The organism is Fictibacillus barbaricus, assembly GCF_031457135.1.
Lineage (GTDB): Bacteria > Bacillota > Bacilli > Bacillales > Fictibacillaceae > Fictibacillus > Fictibacillus barbaricus_A.
Window position 1 is genome coordinate 36,579 of the sequence record NZ_JAVDWA010000010.1, and the last position, 19,083, is coordinate 55,661.

Annotated in this window: 12 protein-coding genes; 1 reads left to right on the forward strand and 11 read right to left on the reverse strand. The window is 34.6% G+C overall.

The genetic code is table 11. The features are described from left to right. Window positions 1–373 precede the first annotated feature (373 nt). The 5 genes from J2X07_RS18200 to queG form a co-directional block, all read right to left on the reverse strand. A complete protein-coding gene (locus J2X07_RS18200) occupies window positions 374–931 on the reverse strand; it encodes a DUF5366 family protein (RefSeq protein WP_310262111.1) in 558 nt (185 codons plus the stop codon). Window positions 932–1,205: 274 nt separating this feature from the next. Beyond that, window positions 1,206–1,679, reverse strand: coding sequence for a tRNA (uridine(34)/cytosine(34)/5-carboxymethylaminomethyluridine(34)-2'-O)-methyltransferase TrmL (gene trmL, locus J2X07_RS18205; RefSeq protein WP_310262114.1), 474 nt, complete (start codon window positions 1,677–1,679; stop codon window positions 1,206–1,208). A gap of 86 nt (window positions 1,680–1,765) precedes the next feature. Then, window positions 1,766–2,647 carry an amidase domain-containing protein gene (locus J2X07_RS18210; RefSeq protein ID WP_310262116.1) on the reverse strand — a complete coding sequence of 294 codons (882 nt, stop codon included), beginning with the start codon at window positions 2,645–2,647 and terminating at the stop codon, window positions 1,766–1,768. A 67-nt stretch (window positions 2,648–2,714) separates the two neighbouring features. After that, entirely contained in the window at window positions 2,715–3,251 is a 537-nt protein-coding gene (locus tag J2X07_RS18215; RefSeq protein WP_310262119.1) for a methylated-DNA--[protein]-cysteine S-methyltransferase, read from the reverse strand. A gap of 61 nt (window positions 3,252–3,312) precedes the next feature. Then, window positions 3,313–4,458: a tRNA epoxyqueuosine(34) reductase QueG gene (gene queG / locus J2X07_RS18220; RefSeq protein WP_310262121.1), complete on the reverse strand. Its 1,146-nt coding sequence runs from the start codon at window positions 4,456–4,458 to the stop codon at window positions 3,313–3,315. Window positions 4,459–4,537: 79 nt separating this feature from the next. Here queG and J2X07_RS18225 point away from each other — a divergent pair, with 79 nt between their 5' ends. Next, a complete protein-coding gene (locus J2X07_RS18225; protein WP_310262123.1) occupies window positions 4,538–5,191 on the forward strand; it encodes a B3/B4 domain-containing protein in 654 nt (217 codons plus the stop codon). 235 nt (window positions 5,192–5,426) lie between these two features. Here the strand turns inward: J2X07_RS18225 and J2X07_RS18230 are convergent, their stop codons facing one another. The 6 genes from J2X07_RS18230 to J2X07_RS18255 all read right to left on the reverse strand — a co-directional run bounded on the left by J2X07_RS18230 (window position 5,427) and on the right by J2X07_RS18255 (window position 18,921). Beyond that, window positions 5,427–5,600 (reverse strand): hypothetical protein, encoded by a 174-nt coding sequence (locus J2X07_RS18230; protein ID WP_310262128.1) that lies wholly within the window; start codon window positions 5,598–5,600, stop codon window positions 5,427–5,429. Between the two features lie 385 nt (window positions 5,601–5,985). Then, window positions 5,986–8,943 carry a YhgE/Pip domain-containing protein gene (locus tag J2X07_RS18235; protein WP_310262131.1) on the reverse strand — a complete coding sequence of 986 codons (2,958 nt, stop codon included), beginning with the start codon at window positions 8,941–8,943 and terminating at the stop codon, window positions 5,986–5,988. 226 nt (window positions 8,944–9,169) lie between these two features. Continuing rightward, the gene (locus J2X07_RS18240) at window positions 9,170–11,353 is read right to left on the reverse strand and encodes an ATP-dependent helicase (RefSeq protein WP_310262134.1); all 2,184 of its coding nucleotides are present in this window, start codon (window positions 11,351–11,353) and stop codon (window positions 9,170–9,172) included. 566 nt (window positions 11,354–11,919) lie between these two features. Beyond that, window positions 11,920–14,808 (reverse strand): nuclease domain-containing protein, encoded by a 2,889-nt coding sequence (locus J2X07_RS18245; RefSeq protein ID WP_310262137.1) that lies wholly within the window; start codon window positions 14,806–14,808, stop codon window positions 11,920–11,922. Between the two features lie 5 nt (window positions 14,809–14,813). Beyond that, window positions 14,814–16,793, reverse strand: a complete 1,980-nt coding sequence (locus J2X07_RS18250) for an AAA family ATPase (RefSeq protein ID WP_310262140.1) — start codon at window positions 16,791–16,793, stop codon at window positions 14,814–14,816. Window positions 16,794–16,830: 37 nt separating this feature from the next. After that, window positions 16,831–18,921 carry a hypothetical protein gene (locus tag J2X07_RS18255; protein WP_310262143.1) on the reverse strand — a complete coding sequence of 697 codons (2,091 nt, stop codon included), beginning with the start codon at window positions 18,919–18,921 and terminating at the stop codon, window positions 16,831–16,833. Window positions 18,922–19,083 lie beyond the last annotated feature (162 nt).

The following is a 19,083-nucleotide window of genomic DNA, read 5'->3' on the forward strand; positions in this document are numbered from 1 at the left end:
TGTAATTTTGATTTTATCAACGGCAAATCGGATTATATCCACGTTGTTTTTGATTGTCTCTTTTCTAAAGGCTTTTTTCTAAAAGATTGTTGCTTTAGGGGCATCTTTGAAAAGTTGATAGGAGTGTAAGGTGCGAGACTCCTCGAAAATGAACTTCACATTTTCTTCGTGCGATATAAAGCTCCCGTAGCCTTCCTTGTCCTGCTGGATTAGTGGGACAGGTGAGACCATTCAGAGTCGCAAGGCGACGAGTGGGCTCACCGCACGCCCCGCGGAAAGCGAGCATCCTGTAACGGAGGTCAACTGCTTTCAAAACGACATTGAATGCGAAAACAACCTTTGGATTTAACCAAGAACCGACAATCGTGCCCTGCTATGTAATCGTCACTACAAATGCATTATACAGCCTCAGGACCGTATAGACGACCAGCAAGCCAAAACCTGTCCAAAAGAATAAGTGCAAAAACACCATCCCCATGATTCCCGAAGTTGAAAAGCTTGAACCCACTTTTAGTAGCCAATAAAAAAAGTAAATGAATGAGGATGCTAAAAATACGATCACCATCATGATAATGGAATGATTTAGCACAATCGCGAGCATTCCGCCTGAAAAGAAAAACCATCCCCCGCTTGTTCCTTGCCGCAATAAAACACCCTCTGTATCTTTTGAAAAGAAGAACATACTCAAATGCATAAGCGTGTCAGATACTAGTTTCAAAGCGGCGAATCCCATAAAGAATAATAAAAACAGGCAAAAGCCCACTGATAAATGAATCACATGGTCAGCAAACAATTCGCGCATACCTTGGTAAACACCAAAGTATGTAAGTTTTTCTATAAGCAATCTTTCTAGATTAATCGCGAATCCAGAACTAAACAGAATTATAGAAAACAGAGGCAAATAACCTGTCATATACACATTTTTCTTCATTCTCTTACCTATATCCCCCTCAATTTGTAAACTTTCATATAAATATTCATTCACACGATAACCGTTTTCATTTATAATGGGGAGAGAATATGGAAAGAATAAGACTATTTTCAAAGGAGGAGTTCAGATGAGCTTTATCCTCATCCTACTTGTGATGCTCGCCTTCCTGACTGCTATTTTTACAGCAGGCTATAACGACCGTCCTGGTAAAAACTAATCCATATACATATGGAAGCAAAAACGTCCTTAAACAAGGACGTTTTTTAGTTCCTCTTTACTTTAGCTCTCCGAAATTTTGCTGCCTAAGTGCTTCATAAATTAAAATCGCTGCCGTATTAGACAGATTCAATGAGCGAATATTTTCGTTCATTGGGATGCGCAAACATCTTTCTAAATTTGCATCGATCAGTTCTCTAGGCAATCCCTTCGTCTCTTTCCCAAATACAAAAAAGACATCTTTTTCAGCATCTGAATAATCAAAATCAGAATACGTCTGCTCTCCGAATTTCGTAATATAATAAAATTCACCATCAGGATACGCTTGAAAAAAAGCATCCAACGAATCATGATGATGCAATTTAACGTGCTCCCAATAGTCGAGTCCCGCTCGTTTTAAGTACTTGTCCTCCAATGAAAATCCAAGTGGATGAATCAAGTGCAGATACGTATCTGTCCCTGCACAAGTTCTAGCAATATTCCCTGTGTTCGCAGGAATTAATGGTTCGAATAATACAACATGAATAGCCAAAAAGCTCACCTCAAAACAATATTCCAATAAGTACTTATTATAGCACTTTTTCAGGAATATCACTCTTTTATTGGTGAGCTTTGGTTTTATATGATGTGAAAAAATTTATACTGAATTCTCTTCGTATAAGCTGTCGAGTCTTCATAGCCCCAGTAACGCATTCGGCTATTGGTTGTATGAGCATTCACTAGCGGTTCCCCTGACTGATCTTTCGCAACCACAATCGTACTATGCTGATAATGGCCATCACCGGTAAAGTCGTAGCAAATCACATCACCAGGGAGCAGTAGATGTGCAGACGATTTCTCTTGTGCCTGCAAACTTGACTTCGACCCGCTCAAATACCACCTGAAAGCATTTGCTACTGACCAGCTGTAGCTCCAGGAATTATTTCGCATCCACCATCCCTTTGACTTAATCGACTGAGGAGTCATCGGAATACCGCCTCCATGAATACATTGCGAAATATAATTCGTACAGTCGTTTTCGAATGTCTTAAAAGCAGGGTTATAGGAATTCCACCACCTCTCTGCATAACGGACGGCTGCTAGTCTGTCATAACCATCCTTTGAAGGTACGATCGATTCATTCTCACGTTCGATCTTTGGCAATTCCTTGTAGTTTCCTTCAACGATTACCGGTTCATCACTGATCATCTCGCCATCAACAAAAACAGCCCGCCGTTCTTGAGACATTTCTTCCACATAAAAATCAAACTCTTGTTTAATGAGCAGGCTATAATGTACAAGATAATCTACCTGTGCACGGTTTTCTGATTCAGTTTTCCGCAGAATACTGCCGTTAGCCTGATTATTTACAATGAATGCTTTTCTATCGTTAAGCATTTGCTTTTTACGCAAAAAACTTTCCTGTTCTTCTTTTAAAAAGAAGCCTCTTCCATCACCATCCGCATGAATCATCCACTGTGATTGATACTGGATATACTGTTTAAGTGCATCCACCCACACAAGACATCCCTCCCTGCACTATTAACATATGTGGGTGACATAAAAAAAAAGAACCCTATCCTGGGCTCTATGAAGTCTTCTTACAGCTATTCTGTTCAATTGATAATAAAATTTCTTTCTTGTCTAAGCCCCCGCCATAACCAACTAGCGCACCATTGCTGCCAATGACTCGATGACACGGAATGAACACAGGAACTGGATTTTGGTTGTTGGCACTTCCGACGGCACGAACGGCCTTCGGTGCCCCGATCCCTTGGGCTACTTCTTTATAAGAGCAAGTTGCTCCATAAGGAATTTGTGTGAGCTGCGTCCAAACCTTTTTTTGAAAAACAGTACCAAATAAATCATAAGTGATATTAAATTCTTGCAGATGACCTGCAAAATAATCATTTAGCTGATGAACTGCATCTGCTAATTTTTCAGGAGAATGAACCAGTTCCCCTTTAATAAAATGTTTCGCCATCCAAGCTTGCAAAGATGGAAGATTATCCTCCATCGAACCAAAATCGAGGCGACAGATTCCGTTCTCTGTTGCAATGATTGTTAATGGTCCGATTACGCTTTCCATTTCTTCATAATAGAGCAACGTTTTAATCTGACACATAAAATATCCCTTCTTTTCAATACTGTGACCTTACTATATCGGACACTTAAAACATATGCGATTACGAAATTTCCTGATTTCGAACCATTTTGAGTCCTTTATCTATCTCTAGCGCCACCAAATCGTCTTTTTCACGTTCTTTTGCTTTAGACAATTCCAATGCCGCTTGATCTCCGCCTATTTTACCGATCGCCCAAGCTGCAGTCCCTCTTATTACCGGTCTGGGATCCGTATGCATTAATTGAATAAGATCCGGTACAGCGGACTCATCTTTAAAATGCGCAAGGGCAATAATCGCATTTCGCTGAATCGGTTTTTTCCCTCTCCAGCTGCCCGAAACTTGACCAAACTTTTCTTTGAAATCTCTATTGCTGATTGTCAACAAAGGTTTTAAAAGCGGTTTAGCTATTTCTGGATCAGGCTCCATTTCATCATGATGATGAAAGTCTTTTCCTTTATTTTCAGGGCAAACGGTCTGACACGTATCACACCCGTATAGCCGGTTACCTAGTTTTTCTCTATATTGGTCAGGCAAGAAGCCTTTCGTTTGGGTTAGGAATGCAATGCACTTATTAGAATCTAGCTGTCCGCCCTGAACAAGAGCGCCAGTCGGGCATGCATCAACACATTTATTACAAGTACCGCATTGATCTTCCATTGGCTGATCAACCGGTAAAGCTACATTCGTTATCAGTTCACCTAAGTACATATAAGAACCGAATTCTGGAGAAATAATGGCGCAGTTTTTTGCACTCCAGCCTATACCAGCACGTTCTGCAACTGCTCTGTCAGAAAGTTCTCCTGTATCGACCATTGACTTTACTTGTGCCGCAGGAACTTTTTCTAAAATAAAAGCTTCTAAAAGAGCCAGCTTCTCTCTTAAAATATGATGATAATCTCTGCCCCATGACGCTCTGCAAAAAATCCCTCTCCGCTCTCCTTTTATACTTCTCGGCGCATTTTTCATTTTGGAGGGATATGCAAGGGCGATAGAAATAATAGTAGAAGCCCCTGAAAGAAGCAGCTCTGGTTTCGTTCGTTTCTCAATATCTTCTTCTTCAAATCCTGATTGATAATTTAATTCTTGCTGCAGCCGGAGACGTTCCTTAAGTCCTGCAAAGACATCCGCATTAGCAAAACCAATTTTATCAATGCCGATTTCTTTACTATATGCAACAATCTCCTCTTTCAACTGGGCACCTGTCATGCATATCCCTCCTTTCACATTTATTTTCCGCTAATATGGTAAACTACAATTATATCTTATACGAAACGGAGTCCCTGCTATGGTAACCATTTCACCAAAAATTAAGGAACTTGTCCCGCAATTTAAAATAGGCACAATTACTTACCATAATATCGTTATTAGTGAATCACCGCAAATGATTAAAGGCCGATTCCAGCTATTTCTAGAATCTTTAAAACTCGAGGATAAACAAGCCGCTGACTACCCTGGTGTCGCAGAATACCGTTCAGTCTTTAAAACGCTCGGAACTGATCCGTCTCGGTACCGTCCAGCTTCAGAAGCCCTTCTCCGCCGTGTTTTAAGCGGTAAAGAACTGCCTCCGATCAATTCGGGTGTGGACGTGAACAATTTCTTCTCCATTCGTTTTGCTATACCAATTGGTTTATATAACCTCGATGAAGTAAAGGGCAATGTAGAGATCAGAATCGGAACCGCTGAAGATACATATGAAGGGCTAAACGGCCGTGAAATGAACATGGAAGGCAAACTTTTATCAGGAGATGAAATAGGCGCGTTTGGAAGTCCAATCGTCGATTCAAAAAGAACGATGGTCAATGAAACGGTAAAAAGCGCCTTACATATCGTCTATCTTCAGCCATCAATGGATAAAAGCGAAGCTGAAAAACTATTACAATCCATGGCAGACATGTTTACCCAAGTAAATGGCGGAACAGCTGAAATCCAGGTTATTTAAACAAATGTTTAAATACTATTAGTTCTGAGGAGCGGAGCGACGAGTAACCGCAGGAGCATAGTGCCTACGTGAGCACCGCAAGAACAAAACTGACGAAGAGATTCGCCGCTTATCAATCAACAAAAAAAAATGCAGGGATTCATTGGTACCAACGAACCCCTGCATTAAAACCTACAACTAACTTGTTACATATATAAGCAGCATGTATTAAATTTATGACAAGTTCTTTATTTTTTTATTCCACTAACGTGTATTTTACGGATAGCGTAGCTTCAATTTCGTCCCCTTCATCTAACTCATAAACGTATTCTGGCAAAAATAAATCGTCATTCTTGCCTAAAATAATATTTACTTTACTTCCGCCATTCACAAAATAATTTCTAAACCCGCTAGCTGGTTCTACAGCCAAACAAAAAAGCATTTTACCAAAGTAAAAATGCTTTTAAATCATATGTTCTTCGAAAGAATAAGCAGTGAAAAAAACAAGATTAGAATTAAAATAAAGATTATTTTAATTGCGTGCTGTATCTTAATCATCATAATTTCAATTACATTAAAATAATGCACAATATCAATAATCAGGAAAAATATAGAGGTTAGACAGATTGTTATCAAAACGATACAGGTCGTTACGATCCACCTTCTATCCATGAGCATCTACCTCCTTACACCTTAAATATTCAGTGTACAAGAAGAAGATTCAAAGAAACTTGATTCGTACAGCCATTTATTCATTTTCATGAAAAAAGTCCCTCGCTGATGCGAGGGACTTTTGATAATTACATAACTGTTTATCAGCCAGCTATATCTAATTTTTGAGGCTGGCTCTTGCTCGATGTAAACATAATTACTGCAAATGACAGTAAAGTGAAACCAACAAGATAAACGAGTAAGACTCCCATATTGGATAAAGCTGTTCCAAAGTCATTCAATGAAATAAGTGATTTAAATCCTTCAATTGAGTACGTAAACGGCAGGAACTGACTTAGATTACGCAAGTCTGCCGGCAGCATCTCAATAGGAAGGTTTCCTCCTGTAATTGAAAGCTGAAGTACCACTAGTGCAAATGCGATAAAACGTCCCACATTTCCTAGGGATGCAAAGAACATTACGATTCCGGTGAACACTAAGCTTACAAATATCGCAAAAAGAACAAATCCACCTGGATTTTGTACGGATACTTTTAAGATGAGCATGACTACCGCGCAAAGCAGAAGCGCCTGAGCAATGGCCAATGCTGCCAAATTCATAAACTTAGCCCCGAACCAAGATAGAGCTGAAATATCTTCAGGCTTTTTAAAGTTAATAAATAACGACATGATCAAAATCCCTGCAAACAAGGCTAATGATAGTACATAAGGAGCTGTTGAATCACGATAATGAGGATATTTATTAACAACATCACTCTTTAATTCAACAGGTGATGAGAACATGTTTATGTTTTTGTCATCATCATTAATACCGCTTGTTTGTTCTGCACCGTCTTTAAGACCAGTAGACAATTTCATGCTTCCATCGTTTAATTTTCCAGCACCATCGTTAAGCTTCGTTACACCATCAGTCAGATCTCCCCAGCCTTTTTCTACCGCTAAGTTTCCGTCACTCAATTGTGATGTACCTGAATGGATTTTAGCTGCACCGCTCGTCAAGTCTCTCCAGCCTTTTTCTACAGTTGAGTTACCAGCTGAAATCTGGCCAGCTCCATCATTTAATTTCGCAGCACCTACTGTCAGATCACCCCAGCCCTTATTGACTGATTGGTTACCTGCTGAAATTTGACCAGCACCATCATTTAAGCGTGTAGCGCCTACTGTCAAATCACCCCAGCCTTTGTTGACTGCTTGATTTCCTGCTGAAATTTGGCTGGCTCCAGCATTTAATCTTGTTGCTCCATTCGTTAAATCACCCCAGCCTTTTTCTACGGCTGCATTTCCTGCTGATATTTGACTAGCGCCATCGTTTAATCTTGTTGCACCATCTGTTAGGTCGCCCCAGCCTTTATTAACTGATTGGTTACCTGCAGCAATCAGTTCAGTACCAGCTTTTAAATCCCCTACTTTATCGACCATCGTATTCCAGCCATCTTCAATAGACGCAGTCCCTTGCTGAAGCGCTGGCACTTTTTCGCTTAAGGTTTTTACTCCATTATCTATTGAAGTTTGTCCTTCAACCATTTGGTTAACACCATCAGCTAAGGAATTTGGATTAGGTACATCATGTTTTGTAAAAGCAGCTGCCAATTCAGATGCACCGTTTTTTAAATCCATAAGTTTTTTCCCTTTTTCAGGATCTGTTGCTGCGGAAGCTAACCCTTTTCCTGTAAGATAAATTTTCATAAACTCCGTATCATTCTGAAGTTCAGGGTGTTTGCTTAAATAAGCTTGCAAATCTGCTGATAATCCAGTCAGCCCTGCCCCAAGTGATTGAGACTCAGTTACTACCGTATTAACACCATCTGAAATTGCTTGTGTGCCAGGTGTTATCTTACCTTGTATTGCCGCCTGAGCACCTTTCAGTCCCGTAAGAACTGCCGAGGTTCCTGCTTTTAACTCTGGAATCCTACTTTGGAGCTCTTTAGCTCCATCAGCCAATTGTTTGACCCCAGGCTGGTTATCCTTTAACCCTTTTAACAATTGACCAGTTCCGTCATTTGCCAGGTTTGCTCCATCAGCTAATTTTGAAATGTCTCCTGATTTAGCCTGTAGTGAATTAAGCAAATCTTGTGTACCGGCATTTAAATCATTAGATCCCTGTGCCAGCTTACTTATATCACCTTGCTTACCTGTTAAAGAACTAAGCAAATCCTGTGTACCGTTATTTAAATCACTGGAGCCTTTCGCCAACAAGCTTATATCACTTTGTTTACCTAACAAAGAACCAAGCAAGTTTTGCGTACCTGCATTCAAATCTTTTGCACCATTAGCCAGCTTGGTAATATCACCTTGTTTGCCTAATAACGAATTAAGCAATGTTTGTGTACCTGCGCTTAAGTCTCTAGACCCATTCGCAAGCTTGCTTATATCTCCTTGTTTCCCTGATAAAGAGCTAAGCATTTGTCCTGTTCCTGCATCTAACTCTTTAGCACCATTTGCAAGCTTCGAAATATCTCCTGATTTTTCTGTAAGCGATTGCAAAAGTTGGTTTGTTCCATCATGGAGTTCTGTCATCCCATCATTGAGCTGGGCTGAACCGTCAGCAGCTGACTGGAACCCTTCAGAAACATCCCCAAGACTTGCAAACATATTACTCGTATACTTCTCCGTAATTTTATCCCCTAGTTTTTCTCTAATTTTTTCAGTGGCACTGCTCGTTACTTTAGCAGCAAGGAAGTTCAAACCTTGATTTTGTATATAGTTTAACTCCGGCTTCTTTGGATCTTTTTCAGTCACTGTTGTAACTCTTTCTGAAAAATCATCCGGGATTTCGATCACCATATAATATTTTAGGCTATCAAGTCCCTTTTTTGCTTCAGAAGCGTCTACAAAATCCCACCCAAGATCCTTTCCTTTCTTTAAGTCTGCCACTAAATCTTTACCGACATTGATCGGTTCTCCATCAGACGTTGCCCCTTTATCCTTGTTGACAACCGCAACAGGAAGGTTTGACAAATTGTCGTAAGGATCCCACTTTGGAGATAATAAGATACCCCCATATACAACTGGTACGAGCAAGGCACCGATGACCGAAATCAATACCCCTTTCTTTACTGCAAGTTTTGCCATTTCAGCTAAAAATAAGTGAAAGACATTCATCCCGTTTACCCCCGTATTTACAAGATAAGAACATTTGATAAAAGTGAATACCTATTCACTTCTACTAGAATGTATAATTCGGATAAAGCAGAATAAATCCTCCTTACTAATCAGAAAATTGTAAAAAATTAAAATATTTTAAGGGATTTAGACCTATTACGACAAATAGTTACATAAAACTAAAGACGGACCCTGCAGAATGCAGAATCCGTCTTTGCTCATTTATTTAAACCGGCTCCAATAAACCCATTTCTAGGCATGCTTTTATAGAGAGCATTTTTTCTTTAGCTGGAAATTTCATCTGAATATACTCATCTTTCACTTCTGTAATTTCCCCTGTTCCGAACACCCTATGAACAACTACAAGCCCCGCACGTAATTCTTCCTTTTCCCGAATGGCATTAGGATTATAAGGGACTCCATCAACCTTTTTCATATACTTAGATTTTTCCTTGTTGACTATTTCTCTCTTTAAAATTACGTTTTCCACGGAATCAGCAGGATTCACTATATTCTTAACGTCTGTAACAAATGGGGACACTTCAACCTTTTTTTCATCACGGTATCCATAAGTAATAAGTTTTAATTGTTTTTTTGCACGAGTCATCCCTACATAAAAAAGACGAGTTGCTTCTTCCATTAAACTGCTGTCAGCTCGATCATCACTGGACGGAATGACCCCATCTACTAAATCAATCATATATACCTTTTCAAATTCAAGCCCCTTTGAGCTATGAAAAGTAGAAAGCGTTACAGCATGTTGCCCCTTTTTCTTCTTAGCTGTCTTTAAAACATTTTCTAAATGCTTTAATCTTTTTGCAAAACCCTCAAGAGACTCAAGGTCAGCTGCAATCTCTTCAAGGGTATTTAAAATACTTATCAAGTAATCATTTCGAAACCCGAGACTCTTGCATATCTTCTCCAAAGCCTTTTCGTAACCTAGGCGATCCCTTATAACACGAATCGCACTAAGCGGTTTCATCTCTTTCATCTCTTTAAATGTTTCTTTGCTGGCACTCAATAGCTTAACTTGGTATTCCTGTAATTCAACATGATTCAGCAAATTATCAAATACAGAACGATTATTATTCAATTGCTTCAAAGCATTCATCTGCTGCTTACTAATGTAACCATTGAATTTCAAATGAATTTTTTCTAAAAGATCAGGGCGTTTATCTGTAAAAGCCATTCGCATAAAATTCAAGATATCTTGAACAACCCAGTGGGAAAAGAATCGATTATCAGCATCCTTCATATAAAAAGGAACTCCTGCACGATCAAAATCATTCATTAACCCAATAGATGAAGAATTGTTGCGATATAAAATAGCAATTTCCTTAAGATTATCTGTATCTTTAAGTTCAGTAACCAAGTATTTCGATTGTTCCTTGAAATTTGTTAAATTCCTTATTTGAATCGGTTTATAAGAAGAGTTTTCAGTGAACATATTCTTTTCATATCTATTTCTGTTTCGTTTAATAAACTGATTTGAAACTTGGACGATGTCCTGTGTCGAGCGATAATTTTGCTCCATGAAAAGAATTGCAGCTTCCGGATATACCTTCTTAAATTCAAGTAAATAAGAAGGCTCAGCACCTCTCCAGCTATAGATTGACTGGTCATCATCTGCCACAACACATAAATTTTTATGTTTGGCGACCAGTTTTTCTATTATAGAATGTTGTACCAAAGACGTATCCTGGCTTTCATCCGTTAAAATGTAATCGTACCTTTGCTGATACTTGCTTAGCAGCTGCTTTTCTTGTTCTAAAATATGATTACCGGTCGTTAGCATATCGTCAAAATCCAATAAAACCTGATTCTTATCTGAACGCTTAAATTCTTCATATTCGCTCATAATTTGTTCAGCTTTCGAAACATCACATGCTACCGTTGACCATTGGTCTTGAGGAATCATTTTATTTTTAATGTAACTGATGTAAGTTGTCAGCTCCTCCATTTGATCTTCAGTTATGTTCTCGCCTGCAATTGACTTAAATAAATTTCTTAAAATTAGCTTCTTGTTTAACGAGGTATTCTTTACCAACGCTGTTTTCTCTTCAATTTCCTGATCCCCTTCAATTATTCGAAAAGCAGTTCCCAGCTTTCTAAAATAATCCCTAACTACTTCAAAGGCAAAGCTATGAATTGTAGAGAAGTCTACTGGCTGCATATGTGGATAAAAACGCATGAACCGTTCTTTCATATCATTGGCCGAAGCTTTACTAAACGTAACAGCTTTAATACGAGATGGATTTACACCTTGTTCCTCGATTAAATAACCAATACGCATAATGATCGTCGTCGTTTTCCCTGAGCCTGGTGATGCAAGCAAAAGAAGAGGTCCATCAGTCTGCAGCACTGCTTTCTTTTGAACATTATTTAAGGATATACCTAATTCATTTTTCATTCTAACGAAAAAATCTCCCATATTAAAATATCCTTCCGTAAAAAATGATTGTTTTTAGTCTTTCTATAGAAGCATGAAAACTTCCTTTAAAGCTAAATATCTGGTAAATAGCTTGCAAAAAAATAAAAAAACTCCCCACAAACGTGAGAAGCCTTGAATGTATGCTGTTAAGTTAAGTAAAATGGTACCGGTGGTCGGGGTCGAACCGACACTCCAGAAGGAACACGATTTTGAGTCGTGCGCGTGGTATCGGTACCGGTTAGTATCGGGATAACCGCGTCATATTAGGGTTTAATGAACATCTTGGCTTCGGTAATTTTGGTTAACTTAACACGACTTTAACCCTCTAAATAGTATTTTTTAAGGGTATTTAATTAAGAATCGTGTTATTTCAAATTATAATTAAGTATACTGCAATGTGTCAATTAGCAGCCTTGATATTCAGTGATGGATTCTGGTGTTAAATAAAGTAAATCACTCCATACAATGGGTTGATTAAAAAGACACTTGAATTATGTTTCTTCCTAATTATGAGCAGTGATTTCCTTTTTTACAGACAAATACTATTACTTTTCAAATTGAAACCCATCACCACAAGCTGGACAAACTACATACCACTCATATTGAACTGAAGGCTGCCTATGATAATTATTTACATGTTTTATTAACTTATGTCCATGTTGTCTACAGTGATTTTTCACCCAGAACTCATTACATTCTCTACATTGATAATGATATTTTGGATATCCTTTACCGGTATATTTTATTATTTTATTAATATTGTTATGTTCCCCACAAGTCCAACATTTTTCAAATAAATTTAATTTATACTCCATAATCATTCTAAACCAATTTTTAAACGAATGAGTTGATATAGGTAGAAAATAAATTGACCCATATTTATGAATTTCTTCATTCCTTTGATTATCTATTGATTTTGGAAATTGGTTCCTATTGTAAAAAGCAAAATAATTTTCGCCTTTAGTTTCTTTTCTCATTCCTAGTTCAATATCTGGATGAATAATGAACGATGCTATAGTTTTTAAATGAGGCTTATTTTTATGCAATAAATTACCATATCTTTCGATTGCAATATCCTTGATATCCTTGGACCATTCATTTTCACCAAAATTTTCTTTATCTTGTTCTTTGTAGTTTCGATATTTTGCATCTAGGTATACTACACCTATATCTACAAACTGTCCCCAATTGTTTTTACCTTTAAAAATAAATCGATAATCTGGCTCTCTATAAGCATTTCCTTCTAGATTAACCTTTGCTTCATATGTCAATTCGATACGCCAAATATCGAGTTCCAATTCAATACTAAATCCTTTTAACTTCCTATTTGAAGTTAAATAAGTATCAATACTGTCTATCAGTATTTTTTTATTTAATATTGTCCATCCCATAAGACCTGTTAACATATTTATCATCTTCATTAATGACCATATCTCAAAAATCTCATCTACTTTTTTCACGCCAAGTTGTCTTTTTTTATTATCTGGAATTAATGATGCTCCAATTTCCTCCTCAATATCATTTAGAGATTTCCACACCTTTTTATAATTAGGGTCATGTAAAAACAATTGAGTTGGACGAATCGGTTCATAGTCTATATTTTGTATACCTTTAAAAATCTCCAACCTTAGATAACTTTCAATTTTATTAGCTAAATTTTGATAACGCTCACCCTGTTCCTGTATAGCTATATTGTTAAGTAAGAGTTGAGTTATTTGTCTCATGGTTTGTTTTTCTAACTCTAATTGGTCTTTACGCTCCTCAATTTCCTGAATATAAAAATCATAACTCAATAATAGTCGACTTAACTCATTAATTTTTTGAGTTTCAGGTGTTAAAAGTATATACTCAGTTTCATTCAATCCAATCGAGACAATTTCCTTAAAAATGAATTTATATTTATTACGCCAGGGGTTATTTGAAGGTATTCCTAATATATCTTCTGTGCTGTGAGCATGCATGATATTCTTATTTAAAATCACATAACCGTTTATATTAATATCTATCTCTTTTCCAAGAACATCAGCTTTTTGACCACATTCTTCTAGTGCTTTTAATAGCAATAAAAGTTCATTATTTGATAAAAAATTAGTTTCTAACTCACAGAACATACTATGTTTTTCTAAGATAGGCTCGTTCCATTTTTTATTGTAGTAATATTCATATCCTACAAATAAGATTGGAGGAACATTATTTTCTTGTGATTTACCAGATTTAATCATTACATTAATACTGTCTTTGTTAATTTTTAAATTCTTTTCATAAAAATCCGAAGAAACTCTTAATTTCAATTTAATTGGTACCTCAGAATAATTCTCCCTCTTACTCCTTTGAAATTTATTTCTTTTTAAAATAGTAGAAATCCAATTTTGTCTCTCTATAATTTCATTATTTTTAAATTTAAAATCAGACTCTATTTTTTGTGTTATAAACTCCAAACTAGAGATTTCAATACTATCAATGCCCCCATAGTAATTAACATAGTTTCTTATACGAGGACTACCTTTCAAAATAATAGATTTTGCCTCATTGATACTTTGAATTTTATCTGCATCAACTAAATTAGAATTAGCACTAAAGAATTTAGAGTATCCCCATATTTTTTCTAATTGCTGTTTTATTATTTTGTTTTCATAAATTGCAGAGTTATCAATATTTACTTGAGTTTTATATTTTGATTTACCTGGATTTATTATTTTTTGTATCTCTGTTTGTGGGTCATATCTTAAAATTAATGCTTCTTTAACATAAGCTTTTTTGATGGATAAATTAGTAGCTGGAAACCTGTTAATATACTTTAAAGGTGCCTCAATATCCTTTACAATATTTTCAAGCTTGTCAATCGTTTTTGTCTTTTGTGTATTTACCGATATATCAATTTTTTCATTCTTAATAAGACTTTCTCTAATTCTAAACAAATCACTTATCATAATATTATATTGTGATACAGGAATAGATGATGGAAAAAACAATATTTTTTCGGATAATAATAAATCTAAACCACTATAAACTCCTACATTTAATTGTCCAGAATGGTTTAGACCTCTTAAAAAATCATCAGTTCTCTTAGAAAAAATAAATTTATTTACAGATTTACTATTTTCAAATTTGCTTTTTTGATACCACACTTCATTAGTGTTGTCATACGTTAAAATTGTGTTATTTTCTGACCTAATTGACTTATATTGGACAGTTACTCTGTTATCATTACAATCTAAAAGTTTAAAACCTATTTGAAAAAATCTTGTCGTTTTTGTTTCATTATCTAATTTCACAGTGGCTCTGTAGTGATTTTGTGTATACCAAAAATTATTTGTATTATCATACTTAATTTTTTCACCAAGAACTATACTTTTAACAGGTAACGTTTTATCCGCCAGCAAATTTACAGTATGATTATAATCAACATATATCATATAAGGAATTAATTTCATAACTACTATCCCCAATATGAAAATATACTAGTTTGTTCAGCATGTAATATCATAGACTCTATTTTCTTGGAACTGGCACTCTTATCACCCAAAAACTCTATTACTTTATCTTTTAAATTCTGATGTATATCAGTATCAGAAGATAAAAGATAGTTTATTCTTGGTAAGATTTTTGAAATAAAGATTTCATCTAAAAGAATTTTAGAATTCTTCTCAAGTTTTATATTTGCTGCAATATACTTCTTAATGTGGTTTTTTACACGGTCATTATAATCAGAATTTAATTTTTCTAATAAACTAACAAAATTATCAAATATCTCTTTTTCTATTTGATTGCATTTTACTTCAGTCTTGATATCTATATTAACTTTAAAATTATCTGCATTTAATTGGAAGGTACCTATATTGGTAATTTCATGATTCTCTTTTTGTTGTTTCATTATAGGGATTACAAAACTTCTATCAATAACCTTTGGACTAAGAGGTTTAGTAGTCCCATCTACATTAATAGTTCCTATAAATCTAATGTTATCCGGAATAACCAACATAGGCTGAAAACGCATTAGATTTTTATACCTTTGTAGATACTCCAATTCCTTTAAAGAGTTTAAGTCTATATTATTGCTTTTTTTCCACTTTTCTAACTCTTCTTTATTGTATTTTAAAGATTTTTGAACAAACCATTCTATTTCCTCCATAGCCTGTTCAAATTCATATTTACTGTACAATTGTATCCCTTCATTTTCCTGTTCACGCACACTCAAAATATCAGCTAAATAGTATTCGACCTGAGCCAAGTTTAACTCATCTAAACAAACCAAATACAAATCAGCATTCTCTTTATATAATTCCTTATTTTCTTTTGCTTCAATAATTACATCTAAAAGAGGAGAAGAAACATATTGTTTTTTTAAAGGATTATAAAAGCCAAGTAAATCTTGTTTATCAGTCCAACTTGGCTGAACAGGAATTATACGTTTTTTAGCACCGATAGTATCAGCTATAACAGATACTAAACTTGATTTCCCCGTACCAGATGGACCACTTAATATTATTAATTCGTTTGTTTTTAATGCTGTATAAAAACTACGCAGCGTAGTTTGCTCATAAACTAACCTATTTGACCTAGAATATATTTGGTGTTTTATTTGTTCTAATAATTCACTTTCTAACGCTGGAATTGGAAGTACAAGTGCATTATCCTTGTCTATCTCCTGTTTAATTTCTTCTAGTTTTGGAAATGAAAAACCTAACATTTTTAACGAATTAGTTTTTTTCTCTAATTCTAATAATGATGAATTAAACAATTTTTCTTTTTTAGAAAAATCACTCATTCTCTTTTCTAATTTATTTCTGTTTTCTTCATATTCTTGAAATGATTCATTTAGTTGCTTTTCTCTTTTATTTCTGTTTTCTTCATATTCTTGAAATGATTCATTTAGTTGCTTTTCTCTTTTATTATGTAAATTATTCTTCTCCTCAAAATTCGCTCTTATGAAATTTTGATAGAAATCCGATATTGAAAAAACACTGTTTGCACTTTTATCGATAACACCTGAAATAGCTAAATCTTTTATATCAATTTTTAATTCTCTAAATATGTCACTAAAATCGTCAATAGGAATAATTTCATTTTTCTTAAGGGAAAAGATTTCCCCCATTTGGACATTGTTCTGATTTAATCCCTCTAAATTTAATTCAAATGGAAATAAAACTGTTCTACCCTCAAATTCTTCCAAATTTTGGTCATAACAAAATGCTCTTTTTAAATGTTTGGCATCTTTTAAATACAAACCCAAAACTTGCCCTGTTCTAGGATTTTTTATGTTCTCTATACGATAGAGTTTTTTATTTCGTATGGAATGTTGAACTACCTCTCCAATTAGATAATTGTCCATTAAATTAAATAGATTTTTAATATATGATTCCATTTCAAAAGAGGTTAGTTCTATAAATTCTTGTGAAGTAATATATTTTTGTTTCATTTTTTCTGCTCCTAAAGACTATTCTTTATTTAATACATTAAAAATCTTCTGAAAGTAATTTTAATGTATTAAAATCCAATGATTTCAACTGTTTGTTTTTTGTTATTGAATCCCACATACTTAGTCTGTTTTTTATTCCTTCAGGAAATTCATCGTTATTATCAATTCTCTTCAATATCGTAGTAACTACTTTTATATATGAGTTAAGAGTTTTATCGGTTAATTTATTATTTTTATTAAGAACTATTAGAAATTTTGCTATTGTACTCAAACCCAGATTAATCATAAGAACATTTTCTATATTGTTAAAACTTATCTTAATTGCTTTTTCAAAGTTTGAAATACCTTGATTATATTCACCGATATATATTTGGCAAATTGCATAATTAAAAAGAATAATATTATTGGGATATGTATTATTATCAAACATATGTATATCTATAGATTTCTTGATTAGTTCAAATCTCTCTGAAGCAAAAATCACTTCCCCATTAATCATTGATTCTGCCAAAATTGCTAGATAGTGCATCCAAATAAACGATTGCTGTTGTAGAGGTAATAGTAGAATTTTTTTAACAATAGCTTCCGAACTAGCTTGTTTTGGTAATTGGATTGATTCAGCTATATATTTTTCAGCTAATAAATACATCTTTTTGCGACTATTAATTTGTGCAAGTGTTTGGAATTGTCTTGTCTTATCGCTTTCTGCATCAAATTGTTTTAAAGCTTTATAACAATCTTGTTCAGCTTTTGTTAAATAATTTACATCCTCCATGCTTAGTCTTAAGTATGCTTGTGAGCGTACACCGTATACTTTACCCAGTAAAATAGAATTAATAGTTCCTCCACCTGTTTTAAATTCATCAGTAAGAATCGATGAAGAAATCTCTGCAATTCCAGAGACCATTTCTTCTAGTTTGTCCATTAAGATAATAGAATTTTTATAATCATGAACTGAGTAAAGATATGCTCCTTTTCGTATGTAGTATTCAGATATAAAATCTAAGTTTTCCCATCTTTTCGATAAGTTTCTGATTAATAATTCCAGTTCATTAATTTCTTTATTTACCAATGAAACATTTCCTAAATTAGCAGCTGTAGTTAAAAGAGAAAAATGTGCCTCAGCTTCAATTCTTAATGTATCAACGTTTTTATCATTTAATGAAGGTACAATTTCTTCAAAAAATATTTTCAAGTATGGAATTGCTAAATCAAACTGCTTATTATAATTAACCAGTGCTTTTATGTAATTTGCTAAAATATTTAATTGCATGTTTTTTTCAGACCTATTTAATTTCTCTAACTTAGAATTCAAACTGTCTTTCAAACTTAACAACTTACTCGTATTTTCCTTTGTACCATTATTACTTTGTTTTAGTTCATGATAATGCCCAATCCATTCAAATAATCCTTCTCCAAGAGCTTTTAATTTTATTTTTTGTTTTATGGAAGCTATACCGCCAGGTTCTAAAATTGTATAGACCTTTCCTTCTAGAATCCGTTCCAATTTGTCTTGCGATTTTTGGGATAACTTGTATCTTTTACTGTACCAAGCATGACAAACTAAATCGGCAACCATTAATCTCCTATCTTCTCTAGCAGAACCTATTTGAATATTTATTTTATAGTTATTAAATTTATTTAAATTTGGATTTTTGATTTTCAATAGCGAAATTCTTTCCATTAATCTTGAAATATATTCTTCATCTTTCATTCTAGTAAGAATCATATCTTTTTTGTACATTCTTCTTGCAATATACAAATCAAAAATTAGATTATCTTCATCCAAATTAAGGTCTGATATTAACTGCATGATTCCTTCTGCAAAAACAGATAGATAGGTAGTTTGAGGGTCAATTATAGAAACTCGCTCACGATTCTCAAAAACTATTGGTATTATACCAAGGCTATTCATTTTATCAATTGCAGTATTAACTAATGTTTCTAAATCCTTCTCATATAACTCAGCAGCATGCAGAGGTTTTGTAGTCCCAAGAATCTCTCTTGCACAAATTTCAGTAAATGGTCTACCTTTTAGAACGACTCCCCCGACCAGTGAAGGAACTCTATTATTATTTTCGTCATTAAAATTGCCACTTTCATCTAGCCATATCTCAACTTTTCTCATATGTATCACTCCTACACACTTCTTATTTCCATTTAAAAGAAATACATCCATATTGTTACACGAAAGAAGTGTGTTATCAAGACTATGAAATGCAGTTCATTAATTTATCTGTGTAAAACAAATAAGACTTAAATTTCTAAATAGAAACCTAAGTCTTAAATA

Excerpts from the sequence above, each read along its gene's own strand:
- J2X07_RS18200 (WP_310262111.1), bottom strand. The coding sequence starts at position 931 with ATGAAGAAAAATGTGTATATGACAGGTTATTTGCCTCTGTTTTCTATA.
- J2X07_RS18215 (WP_310262119.1), bottom strand. The coding sequence starts at position 3,251 with ATGTGTCAGATTAAAACGTTGCTCTATTATGAAGAAATGGAAAGCGTA.
- queG (WP_310262121.1), bottom strand. The coding sequence starts at position 4,458 with ATGACAGGTGCCCAGTTGAAAGAGGAGATTGTTGCATATAGTAAAGAA.
- J2X07_RS18225 (WP_310262123.1), top strand. The coding sequence starts at position 4,538 with ATGGTAACCATTTCACCAAAAATTAAGGAACTTGTCCCGCAATTTAAA.
- J2X07_RS18235 (WP_310262131.1), bottom strand. The coding sequence starts at position 8,943 with ATGAATGTCTTTCACTTATTTTTAGCTGAAATGGCAAAACTTGCAGTA.
- J2X07_RS18240 (WP_310262134.1), bottom strand. The coding sequence starts at position 11,353 with ATGAAAAATGAATTAGGTATATCCTTAAATAATGTTCAAAAGAAAGCA.
- J2X07_RS18245 (WP_310262137.1), bottom strand. The coding sequence starts at position 14,808 with ATGAAATTAATTCCTTATATGATATATGTTGATTATAATCATACTGTA.
- J2X07_RS18250 (WP_310262140.1), bottom strand. The coding sequence starts at position 16,793 with ATGAAACAAAAATATATTACTTCACAAGAATTTATAGAACTAACCTCT.
- J2X07_RS18255 (WP_310262143.1), bottom strand. The coding sequence starts at position 18,921 with ATGAGAAAAGTTGAGATATGGCTAGATGAAAGTGGCAATTTTAATGAC.